7 protein-coding genes are annotated in these 10,739 nt (G+C 39.7%); all 7 read left to right on the plus strand.

Annotated features, from left to right (window positions below; genetic code table 11):
* The first annotated feature begins 150 nt into the window (after positions 1 to 150).
* A complete protein-coding gene (locus GN157_RS11995; protein ID WP_157483630.1) occupies positions 151 to 828 on the plus strand; it encodes a Fe2+-dependent dioxygenase in 678 nt (225 codons plus the stop codon).
* Between the two features lie 47 nt (positions 829 to 875).
* Entirely contained in the window at positions 876 to 1,415 is a 540-nt protein-coding gene (locus GN157_RS12000) for a phage tail protein (RefSeq protein WP_157483631.1), read from the plus strand.
* A 44-nt stretch (positions 1,416 to 1,459) separates the two neighbouring features.
* Positions 1,460 to 2,002, plus strand: coding sequence for a phage tail protein (locus GN157_RS12005; RefSeq protein WP_157483632.1), 543 nt, complete (start codon positions 1,460 to 1,462; stop codon positions 2,000 to 2,002).
* 28 nt (positions 2,003 to 2,030) lie between these two features.
* The gene (locus tag GN157_RS12010) at positions 2,031 to 2,573 is read left to right on the plus strand and encodes a phage tail protein (RefSeq protein WP_157483633.1); all 543 of its coding nucleotides are present in this window, start codon (positions 2,031 to 2,033) and stop codon (positions 2,571 to 2,573) included.
* Positions 2,574 to 2,628: 55 nt separating this feature from the next.
* Positions 2,629 to 3,759, plus strand: a complete 1,131-nt coding sequence (locus GN157_RS12015; protein ID WP_157483634.1) for an ABC transporter substrate-binding protein — start codon at positions 2,629 to 2,631, stop codon at positions 3,757 to 3,759.
* Positions 3,756 to 4,697 (plus strand): methionyl-tRNA formyltransferase, encoded by a 942-nt coding sequence (locus GN157_RS12020; protein WP_157483635.1) that lies wholly within the window; start codon positions 3,756 to 3,758, stop codon positions 4,695 to 4,697. Before GN157_RS12015 ends, GN157_RS12020 begins: the two co-directional genes overlap by 4 nt.
* A gap of 36 nt (positions 4,698 to 4,733) precedes the next feature.
* The coding region (locus tag GN157_RS12025; protein WP_197429444.1) for a hypothetical protein at positions 4,734 to 10,739 on the plus strand (6,006 nt) is incomplete at its 3' end.

Raw genomic sequence — 10,739 nt, forward strand, 5'->3', positions numbered from 1 at the left:
TTTCTAAAAACGGGTAATTCCTACCTGTTGTATTTTTATATATATACAGACCTTTAGATAATGAAATCCAGCTTGTTAAATTTCATTGCAGGTTATGACATACAACACTATTACACTCATACACAAAGTAATATAAAACACTAATAGGAAATGAGCATTTCTTCAACATTTATACACATTAAAGAGTTACTAAACAACGACCAGTTAAGTAACATCAAAAACCTATTAGCCACTGCTCCCTATGATGACGGGAAGAACACAGCCACTGATTCGGCACGTGACGTAAAAAGTAATCTCCAGGTAAATATGCAAAGTCAGCAATACGGAATGATCCAGCAAATTTTACTTGGTGCTTTAAACCAAAGCGAAACCTTTAGAAACGCTCTTTATCCCAAAAACATATACCCATTTCTTATTAGCAAATACACCTCAGGAAACGAATACGGCTGGCATGTTGATAACCCTTTAATGGGTAACATGATGCGCACAGATGTCGCAATGACAATATTTTTAAACGACCCAGAGGAGTATGAGGGTGGTGAACTGGAACTGGAAACCCCTAGCGGTACACTGCTTTATAAACTCAAAAAGGGAGATGCTATATGTTATCCGTGTATGTATTTACACAGGGTAAAACAATTAACATCGGGTGAAAGACATGTTGCAGTTACCTGGATACAAAGCCTGGTAAAAGGAAATGAAGAAAGAGGCATATTGTATGATATGCAACAGGTTTTAAACACTCTAAAAAAATCGGCTTCAAACAGCAGGGAACAACTTGTGTTACAACAAAGTCACAGTAACCTGCTGCGAAAATGGAGTGAATAACCAAATTTTAAAATCAAATATATGTTTCACTTAAAAACTTTAAAATTATGGAAGGTTACATTGGAGAAATAAGACTCTTTGCTGCCAATTTTTCACCAAAAAATTGGGCTTATTGCAACGGAGGCCTTGTAGCCATAAGTAGTAATACTGCTTTATTTGCAATATTAGGCACTACTTATGGTGGTAACGGAATACAGACTTTTGCACTACCAAACCTTATAGGAAGAACTGCAATAGGTGCCGGTCACGGAGCAGGACTTAGCTATTACGACGCAGGAGAAATGGCAGGTACAAATACCAGAACATTATTAAGTAATAATTTACCGGTACACTCACATGATGCTAATGCTACAGTAGCTGCTCCGGCTTATTCAGATGAAGGAGATACCGATTCTCCTACAAATCATGTTCTTGCCGCAAAACCAGGTATGTATAGTACTGAAGTCCCTGATACAAATCTAAGTGCATACCAGAATACATTTACGACTAATGTTACAGGATCAAATTACCCAATAAACATTACCCAACCATTACAGGCAACAAATTATATTATTTGTATGTATGGAATTTTTCCGTCTCGTAACTAAAGGATTAAAAACTTAATAAAGTAAAACTTTTAAAATTTAAAATTATGGAAGGATATATAGGAGAGGTTCGCTTATTTGGAGGAAATTTTGCCCCAAGAGGCTGGGCTTTTTGCCAAGGACAAACTTTATCAATTTCAACATATGATGCTCTTTTTAGCCTTATAGGTACTATTTATGGAGGTGATGGGAGAACTACATTTCAACTACCTGATTTACAGGGAAGGGTTGCTATAAGCCCAGGACAGGCAGATGGCAATACCATAAATACTGTAATAGGACAAAAAGGAGGTGCAGAAACACATACTATGATTGTTGGCGAAATGCCTTCACATACACATACTGCTACAGGAACAGCTATAATACCTGCAAATACAGCCGCGGGTAATACCGCTTCTCCTACAGGACATGTTCTTGCTTCACTAGCAGGTACCTATTCGTCCGAACCTCAGGATACAACAATTACAGCAACTAGTGCTGCTGCTCAGGTTGGTAATTCAGGATTATCATATCCTTTTCAAATTATTCAGCCTTATACCTGTTTAAACTATATTATTTGCCTGCAAGGAATTTATCCAAGCAGAAACTAACTTTTAATTAATTTATAAAATTAGAATTATGGAAGGAACCATGGCAGAAATACGTTTGTTTGCACCAAATTTTGAACCAAGAAACTGGTCCTATTGTGCAGGTCAAACATTAGCAATATCAAGTAACACAGCACTTTTTAGTCTTATTGGCACCATGTATGGCGGTGATGGCAGAACCACATTTAAACTACCTGATTTTAGAAGTAGGGTACCTGTTGGAGCAGGACAGTCAAATACAGGGGTTACTGCATACACTATGGGCGAAGTTAGTGGTACAGCTACGGTAACAGCAACTGTTGCAAACTTACCGGCACATATTCACCCTGGCATACTAAATTATGCCCTGCCGGCATTTTCAGATGAAGGAGATACTGCAATACCTACAGGAGCCGGCTTAGCAGCTTCAAGTGGACTTTTCTCTACAAACCCACCTAATACTTCTTTACACCCGGCTGATGCACACATAACAATTGGAAATAAAGGTGGAGGTGCACCTTTTAGTATTATGCAACCTTATCTAAGTATAAACTACATTATTTGTGTTCAGGGCTTATTCCCTGCAAGAAATTAAATTTTAATAATAACTCTCCCCCGGTTTCATATCCGGGGGTTATAAAAACCCCACTATGAAATTAGGTTTACTACTTACAAAATCAGTAATATATCCTTCAATGGGCTTTGATATTGTTGACGGACTTAAAGCTTCCCTAAAAAATCAGGGCAGTGAAAGTGAATATCAAATACTATCAAAAAATATTGGTGTAGGAGGTAATAACGATGAAATATATTCGTGTGCAGAGCAATTGCTACTGGAAGGGGCTGATATTGTTATTGGCTATATAAACCCGCACGCGGCAGAGGCTATCTCTCCCCTATTTGAGAATTCCGGTAAAACATTACTGGTGTTAGACAGTGGTTATCATTTGCCGGTTTATGAGTCTGTATTACCAAATACTTACTTCATTTCACTTCAGGGTAATTTATGCTCAAGAGCAATTGTTAATAAAGCTTTTAGCGATGGTAACAAAAACTTTGCGGTAGCATGCTCATTCTTTGATGCGGGATATCGTTCACCATACATATATTCTGCTGCCAGTGAAGAAAAAGGCGGAGCCGTAACATTTAATTATGTAACCCCTTTACGAAAAGTAGACTTTACACTTGATCCTCTTGTTAACTACCTTAACGAAAATAAAGACACAGCCATTTTTGCCTCTTTTTGTGGTGACATGGCCGAAGATTACTTAAATGAAAGCGCGAAACTTGAAAGTTTTTCAAAAAATAATACTTACGCAAGTGGCTTTACTGCAGAAGAAAACTGGCTTGATAAAATTACCTACCCGGGGTATAACTGGTATAGTGCTGTGCCGTGGTCAAAGAATATAAATACTCCTGCAAATAAAGAATTCAAAAATATAATGGGTAGCATCCGTCCTGAAAAAGTAAATATTTTTTCACTACTGGGTTGGGAAGCTGCATTGTATATAAGCAAGTCAAACAATTTTAATTTTGACGGACTTATTATAGATTCACCGAGAGGAAGCGTATTCATGAATCCATCAACAAAACACTCTGAAGCACCTGTGTATTATGCCACAATTACTAAAAACAGTGATACTAATACCTGTGCTCTAACCAATATTACTGAAGTAAGCAACCTTACCGAAGATCGTAATAGCTTATTAAAAGATATTGAGTATATAAAAAATAACATTTCCAATTCATGGCTTAACTCTTATGCCTGCCTAGATTCATGATAGCAACAGCTCCAAAAATAATAGTATTATGTAACAACCGTATGCCTATACCGGCACTGCAAAGCTTGGGTAGCCTTAATATGCTATGTGCTATTGGTGTTCCAAAAAATAATAATGAGGTAATTGAAATATGCTCTGCTATTGCGGCATCATTAAAAATACCTCTTCTGCTTTTAAGTAAAGATAATTTAGATAAAAGCTTAAGTGAACTTATTGGCAATACAAAAGCCAATTATGTTTTCACGATGACATTCCCCTGGAAAATATCTCAAAAACTAATCACTGATTTCCCTAATACATTTTACAACTTTCATTATGGGCTTCTTCCTGAAATGAGGGGAGCCGATCCTGTGTTTGAGTGTTTAAGACAGGGCGTAAAGGAAACCGGAATCACCATTCATAAAATTGAAAAAGATATAGATACAGGGGCTATACTACTCAAAAAACAAATTCCTGTAGAGGCGACTGCAACTCATGGCTTTTTATGCACCAGTCTATCTTATCTAGGTGCACATATACTGCCTGAAGCTATTTCCCTGTTACAGGCCGGTGTTAGCGGTACTCCGCAGGATACTAAAAAGGTAAACTATTACAAGAGGCCGGGTATAAAAGATGTATGCCTTAACTGGAATAACCAGAATGCAAAATCGGCACAATCCTTAATAAGAGCCTGCAACCCCTGGAATAAAGGGGCTTATACACAATGGAAAGGATGGAATATAAGGATAATAGAGGCTTCTGCTATTGATTTACCTACAGAAACAGAAAATAATCCGGGAACAATACTAAGTATTGATGAAAATAACGGACTCATTATACAATGTAATGATAACACCCAACTAAGGGCTGATATTATTTATACCGACGAAGGATACATGAGCGGGCATCGTTTGCTTGCTTTTGGAGTGAAAGAAGGCGAGCATTTTGTAAGTTTGTAATCAAATCTAACCAGTTCATTTATAAATAAATATTATATGAAGTATTTCTACTCTACGTTAAAATCCTGCCTAACGGGATTTTTTATGATAGGGCTGTTTTTATTAGCAGGAGAAAAGGCTAATTCCCAAACTACCCTTTCTGCCGGAGACATTTTGTTTACCGGCTTTGATTCATCGTATCTCTCCAGTCTGGGAGATGCCTATTCATTTGTTTTACTCAAAGATATTACTAATGGTACCAAAATCAGTTTTACTGACAGAGGATACTTTGGAGGTTCTACCTGGCAGGGAACCGGCGGTACCGAATCTTCGGTTACCTGGACTGCAGGTACCAATCTTTCTTTGGGAACACAAATTTACATTAAAGGTCTTTCTGCTAGTGTGTACGACCCTTCAGGAGGTACATATACTCCAAATGGTACTGTTGTATTAAGCGAAGGTTCCTCAAGCAATGGATTATCACTTTCAAATGTAGGTGATCAGATTATTGCCTTCCAGGGAAGTAGCGGATCGGTTACCGGAAGTGGTGTCACAATGATTGCTGGTATAAACTACTTTTATTGTACAGGAGCATCAATAAACTCTACTGCAGCTTGGAATAATGGTGGTTGTGCTAACGGACCCAACTCTTCACAAATGCCTCCCGGACTTACAGGAGGTTATAGTGCTTATTTTACAGGATTACTAAATACTGAATCACCTCAGTCAGGTTACTTTAAATGCCAGGGAGGTTCATTGACTACCGCTGCAGAAATAAGGACAGCCGTTATGAATAGTGCAAACTGGATACTTAGTGCATCAACAACAACATTACCCGACGCCTGTACTTTTGGCGGGCCTGTAGCACCACCTCTTCCGGTAGTTACTACAAACCCTTCTGAAAGCAATGTTTGTGTTAATAGTAATACTTCGTTTTCTATTACTGCTACAGATGGAGATTCATACCAATGGCAGGTAGATTCAGGTTCTGGGTTTACAAATATAACTAACGGTGGCGTTTACTCTAATGCAACCACTACAACCCTTAACATAACAGGAGTTACGGCTTCAATGGCCGGGAACTCATATCGTTGTATTGTTAGTAACAGTACTGGTAATGCTACATCAGGAAGTGCGTCACTATCAATATCAAACATAACCTTGTCTGGTTCTCAAATCAATGTTAGTTGTTATGGGGGTACAAACGGTGCTGCTGCGGTAAGTCCTGCCGGAGGTTTTCCACCATATTCTTATTCCTGGGTTCCTACTGGTGGTACAGGTTCTGTTGCAACAGGACTAGCAGCAGGTACATATACAGTTACCGTTACAGATAATATTGGCTGTCAGGCTACAAGAACCTTTACAATTACAGAGCCAACTACAGAGGTTAGTTTCAGTACAGTAGTTACAAACGTTAGTTGTAACGGTTATAACAATGGTGCTATCGACTTAACTGTAACAGGTGGTACCCCTCCTTATACATATAATTGGGGTGGTGGTATAACTAGCGAGGATTTAACAGGATTGGCTGCGGGTAATTATAGTGTATCGATTTCAGATAGTGCTGGTTGTAATAAAACAGCTTCTGTAACTGTAAATCAACCGCCAGCTATTTCCCTTTCTTCTGCATCACAAACAAATGTATCGTGCTATAGTGGTTCTGATGGTAGTGCCACGGTTAATTTAGCTACAGGGGGTACAGGTACAGGTACATATACCTATAACTGGACACCGGGTAACCCTATGGGTGACGGAACCCCTACAGTATCAGGACTATCAGCAGGTACATGGACATGTACTGTGAGCGATGGTAACGGTTGTACAGCTTCTGTAAACTTTACAATTGAAGGGCCTACTGCTGCACTTAGTGCTTCGGCAACAGCTACAGGTGTTAATTGTAATGGTGGTGTTAATGGTGCTGTTGACTTAACCGTAACAGGTGGTACTGCTCCTTATACTTATGTATGGAGTAACACTGCAACTACTCAAAACATAACTGGTTTAGAAGCAGGCACTTATAGTGTAACAGTTAAAGATGCTAACAACTGTACTACAACAGCTTCGGCAACTGTAGATGAACCGACGGTACTAAGCGCTTCAACAACATTTACAGCAGTTAGCTGTTATGGAAATACCGATGGTAGTATCGACTTAACTGTAACAGGTGGTACTCCTCCTTATAATTTTGCTTGGAGTAACTCTGCTGTTACCGAAGATTTAACAGGATTAGCTTCAGGAACTTATGATGTAACTGTAACAGATGCTAACAACTGTACTACAACGGCTTCAAGAATAGTTTTTGAACCTATGGAGCTTACAGCAAGTGCTGTTGTAGATTCAAATCAAACCTGTGGTAACACTGACGGAGCTGCTACAGCTAATGCTATAGGTGGGTCGGGTTCATATACTTATTTATGGTCTAACGGTGCCACTACGGAATCTATATCAGGTGTTACTGCCGGTACATATAATGTAATTATTACAGATACTAACGGTTGTAATGATAGTGCAAGTGTTACAATTATATCAAACGGTGTTGTAGCTTCTGCTGTTGTAGATCAAAATGTAAGCTGTAACGGTGGTAGCAATGGTGCTGCAACCGCTTCGGGAACAGGTGGTACTCCTCCATATACATACTCTTGGGATAACGGAGCTACAACGGCCTCTATAGCCGATGTTGCTGCCGGAACATATACTGTAACAATTACAGATAGTAACACCTGTTCACATACTGCAAGTGTAACGATTACAGAACCTGCAGTACTTAGTAGTTCTACAACAAGTACAGTAGTAACCTGTAACGGTGGTAGTGATGGTACAGCACACATAGACATAACAGGTGGTACTGCCCCATATGGAATATCCTGGTCTAGTGGAGATACTACTGCAGACAGAGTTGGATTATCTGCAGGAGAGTATGACTATACTATAACAGATGCTAAAGGATGTACTGTACTAGGTTACGCAACAGTTACTCAACCAGCGGTACTTAGCGCATCAGCAGTGTCTACACCTCCTGCCTGTAATAACGGAAATAATGGTACGGCTACTGTAACCGTAACAGGTGGTAACCCTCCTTATACTTATGCATGGTCTAACGGAGGTACTTCTGAAAATTTACATGGATTAACTCCCGGAACTTATAGTGTAACGGTTACAGATGATAAAGGATGTACTACAACTGCATCAACAACAGTTAACAACCCTCCGGCACTTACTGCTACGGGTGTAGCTACAAATGTTAGTTGCAACGGAGGCAATAATGGTAGTATTGACTTAACTGTAACAAATGGTTCTGGCCTCTATGATTTTGCATGGAGTAACGGTGCTTTTACTGAAGATTTAACAGGATTAAGTCCGGGAACATATACTGTAACTGTATCAGATCTTATAGGTTGTACTACAACTGCATCAATAACAATTACCCAACCTACAGTACTTAATGCTTCCGCAATGGTAGATGCTAATGTAAGCTGTAATAGTGGTAATGATGGTGAAGCGACAGCTTCGGCAACAGGTGGTACTGCTCCTTATAATTATTTATGGTCTAACGGAGCAACTACAGCATCTATAGCTGGTGTTCCTGCCGGTACTTATACAGTAACTGTTACTGATGCTAACAGTTGTACTGATACTGCTAATGTAACTATTACACAGCCTACTGCTCTTAATGCTTCGGCAATATCTACTAATGTTAGTTGTAATGGCGGTAGCAATGGTACTGTTGACCTAACTGTAGTAGGCGGTACTCCTCCATATACTTTTGCATGGAGTAACACAGCTACTACTGAAGATATGACTGGTTTAACAGCCGGAACTTATAATGTAACTGTAACAGATAGCAAAGGATGTACTGCAACGGCATCGGCAACGATTACTGAACCTACTGTTCTTATGGCTTCAGCTGTAACTACAGATGTTAGTTGTAATGGTGGTAGTAATGGTACGGTTGACTTAACTGTAACAGGTGGTACTGCTCCTTATACTTTTACATGGAGTAACACTGCTACTACAGAAGATATGACAGGATTAACAGCAGGTACTTATGATGTAACTGTAACAGATGCTAAAGGTTGTACTACTACTGCATCGGCAACGGTTAATGAGCCTGCTGCTCTTATTGCTTCTCTAAATTCACAAACAAACATAGCTTGTAATGGTGAGTCTACAGGAAGTGCATCAATAACTGTTAATGGTGGTAATCCTCCATACGCTTATTCATGGTCTAACGGGGGTACTACAGCTACAATAAACAACCTTGCTGCAGGTACTTACTTTGTAACTGTAACAGATAACAAAGGTTGTACTGCATCGGCATCGGCAACATTAACCGAACCTACAGCACTTATTGCTTCGGCTTCTGTAGATTCAAATGTAAGCTGTAATGCAGGTAATGATGGTGCTGCAACAGCTTCGGCAACAGGTGGTGAAGGCTCATATTCTTACTTATGGTCAAACGGTGCTACAACCGCTTCTATAGCTGGTGTAGTAGCAGGTACTTATACTGTAACGATAACAGATACTAATAGTTGTACGGATACTGCAAGTGTAACAATTACTCAACCTACAGAAATTGTTGTTACAACATCTGTTCTTTCTCAGCCTAGCTGTAATGGAGACACAACTGCAGGTGCTACTGCAAGCGCAACTGGTGGTACTGCTCCATATAGCTACTATTGGAACGTAAACGGATATAATGTAAATACAGCAGGATGGATAGGCAGTACAGCAGGTACTTATACTGTAAATGTAACCGATGCTAACGGTTGTACAGCTACAGGTGAAATCACAATCACTGAGCCGGATGCTATAGATCCGGGTGTAACACAAACAAATGTATCTTGTTTTGGAGGAAACAACGGACAGGCAACTGCTACTCCAACAGGAGGTGTTGGCCCTTACAATTACTTATGGTCTAACGGCGCAACTACAGCTACTGTAAACGATCTTGTTGCAGGTACGTACACCATAACTATTACTGATAATAACGGTTGTACAGGCACAGATACTGTAACTATTACAGAACCTACAGAACTTATTGCTTCGGCAGTAGTTGATGCTAACATAAGCTGTAATGGTGGTACTAACGGTGAAGCAACAGCTTCGGCAACAGGTGGTACAGGTGCATATACATACTTATGGTCTAATGGTGCAACAACGGCTTCTATAGCTGGTGTACCGGCAGGTATATATACTGTAACAATTACTGATGCTAGCAGTTGTACAGATACTGCTATGGTAACAATTACAGAGCCTACAGTTCTTACTGCTTCTGCAGTAACTACAAATGTTAGTTGTAACGGTGGTAGTAATGGTACGGTTGACCTAACTGTAACAGGTGGTACTGCTCCTTATACTTTTGCTTGGAATAATACTGCAACTACTGAAGATTTAACAGGATTAACAGCCGGAACTTATAATGTAACTGTAACAGATGCTAAAGGTTGTACTACTACTGCATCGGCAACTGTAACTGAGCCTACTGTTCTTTCTTCTTCTGTTATAACTACTAATGTTAGCTGTAATGGTGGTAGTAATGGTACGGTTGACCTAACTGTAACTGGTGGTACTGCTCCTTATACTTTTGCTTGGAATAATACTGCAACTACCGAAGATTTAACAGGATTAACAGCCGGAACTTATAATGTAACTGTAACAGATGCTAAAGGTTGTACTACTACTGCATCGGCAACTGTAACTGAACCTATTGCCCTTGCTGTTTCATTTACATCCGATAATGTTAGTTGTCCCGGAAGTTCAGACGGTACTGCAACAGTAACCGTAACCGGAGGCACAACACCTTATTCGTATGTTTGGTCTAACACCGCTACTACAGCTTCTATAACCGGACTTACTGACGGAACATATACTGTTACCGTAACAGATATCAATGGTTGTGTAATAACCGATTCTATAGATGTAGTTACAACTCCGGATGTTACTGCTCCTGTAGCTGATGTAGCTACATTACCTACTGTAACAGTAGAATGTGAGGTAACTGCGGGTATGATTACTGCTCCAACAGCTACTGATAACTGTGCAGGTACGATAACCGCTACAACT

The organism is Flavobacterium rakeshii (assembly GCF_009741375.1).
In the GTDB taxonomy this organism is placed as follows: domain Bacteria; phylum Bacteroidota; class Bacteroidia; order Flavobacteriales; family Flavobacteriaceae; genus Flavobacterium; species Flavobacterium rakeshii.